The organism is Anaerovorax odorimutans, assembly GCF_024459955.1.
In the GTDB taxonomy this organism is placed as follows: Bacteria; Bacillota; Clostridia; order Peptostreptococcales; family Anaerovoracaceae; genus Hominibacterium; species Hominibacterium odorimutans_A.
Genome location: NZ_JANFXK010000054.1, coordinates 1 through 1,887 on the forward strand (window position 1 = coordinate 1; position 1,887 = coordinate 1,887).

A 1,887-nucleotide genomic window follows, 5' to 3' on the forward strand; every position below is an offset into this window, starting at 1 on the left:
TTTGCAGCGGTGTCGGTTTCTTTCCTGGCGCTTTCAGCTCGATGAACGCGATCCGTCCGCCCGGAAGCACGACCAGCCGATCTGGCACGCCTGCGTTTCCCGGCGACACGAACTTGTATGCTCGGCCGCCCATCTGCTTTACTCGCAGCCGCAAATAATCTTCGATACTTTTCTCGCTTACCTGTTTCTTCATGCTTTTTATTCCTCCTTGCTGTAATAATGCGCGCATACGTGTACGCGTGTATGTGCATATTTTTAAATAAGATATTAAGGTATGTGTATATTCTTTATTTCTTATTTTTATTTCTCTCTATAGAGAGAATGTAGTAATCGTATATAAGGCTTTAAAGCCTTGATTTTTCAATCTTTTCCCCAAAACATTTTTTGAAACATTCAATTTGATTTCTGTAACCTTTGTTTTTCTCCTACATTCTTAAATGTTTTGTTTACAGTCCAAAACCCTACTTTGTAGACGCCTTTTGTAGCCACGCTGCATGCCGTAAGGCCCAAACCTTGCCGGCGATTTGATCCGTTCCCACCCAGGAAGGTTTGCAAGAATGGCGTTGATCTCTCGGGCATCCGACTTATTCATGTATTTCAATTCCGAATTCAAACACTCATACCAAATCTCCGCAGCGCAAACGCGATCTCGCGGCACCGACCCCGGACTTCTGCCGAATTCACCGGACCAATACATGCGGCGCTGGGTTAATTCCCGCCGTTCCCAGCCTTCCGGAAGGGATTTTTCCAGGAAATCCAGGATAATTCCTTCTTTTGCGCTTGCCTCCCGGTGGCTTTCCTGGGCGTTCTCCGCATGTTTTTCAATTTCTTTCGATAGGTAAAGCGATTCTCCAAGCTTCCAGTATAGAACGCACTCCGCCCAAATCTGATCGACTTCTTCCGCAAGCTGGGTAAAGACATTCTTTTTCGGCTCCTCCTGTCCCACGTCGACCGGCCAAAACCTGCGGTTTCCAGTCTGGTCTTTTAAGAACTCCTCGTCGTTGGTCGTACCGAAGAAAACGCATCTCCGCGCAAAACGGCTGGTCTTACGGCCATAGGCCTCTCGATAGATATCATCGGTTTTGCTTAAAAACTGTTTGACCGCGTTGGTTTCAGACTTTGTAAGGCCATTCAGCTCGCCCAGCTCGTTGATCCACGTTCCCTGGATCATCTCCGCAGCTTCTTTCCCGTCAAAACTTGTCAAACTATCCGAATACCACGCCTTTCCTAAAATACGGTAAAACGTGCTTTTCCCAATGCCCTGGGAGCCTGCCAGAATCGGCATATAGTCATATTTGACACCGGGTTCCATCACCCTGGCCACGGCAGCCACCAGGCTCTTTCTGGACACGGCCCGGCAGTACAAGGTGTCTTCGGCCCCCAGGTAATCGGAAAGCAGCGTATCGACCCGCTTCACGCCGTCCCAGGCAAGGCTTTCCAGATAATCTTTCACGTCATTGATCTGCTGCTCTTTGGCCACCAAAGCCAGCGCGTCATAAATCTTTTCTTTTCCCGTGATTCCATATACGGTTTCCATATACCAGCGCAGGCCAGCGTCATCATCATCCGTATGCAAACGGCGCTCCGTCCGCTCGTCCCACGGCAGCGCACCAAGGATTAAGGACCGGTTCGCAAATTCGTCATAGCTGAATTTACCCTTTAGCAAAGGATCATTTTTTAATATCTCGATCATGTTATTGGTGCTCCTCTCATAACCATTTCCCGTGCTGTTGAGTTTCAGCCGCTGGATCCATGAATGATCCTCCTCCGGGTCCTGCCCTCCAAAGTCCTGTAAGGCCGCCTCGTATTTCTCTTGCTTCATCAGGGCCATGACCTGCGGATCCGCCTGGGCGAACTCTTTCATGGCCGTATAAGACGGCAGCCGTC

The 1,887-nt window shown here is 49.3% G+C and carries 1 protein-coding gene and 1 pseudogene; both read right to left on the bottom strand.

Translation table 11 applies throughout. The features are described 5' to 3' along the window. Positions 1–193: pseudogene (locus tag NE619_RS17725) on the bottom strand (VRR-NUC domain-containing protein); the annotation flags it as partial. A gap of 240 nt (positions 194–433) precedes the next feature. Continuing rightward, a partial coding sequence (locus tag NE619_RS17730; RefSeq protein ID WP_256133822.1) for a virulence-associated E family protein occupies positions 434–1,887 on the bottom strand: 1,454 nt, incomplete at its 5' end.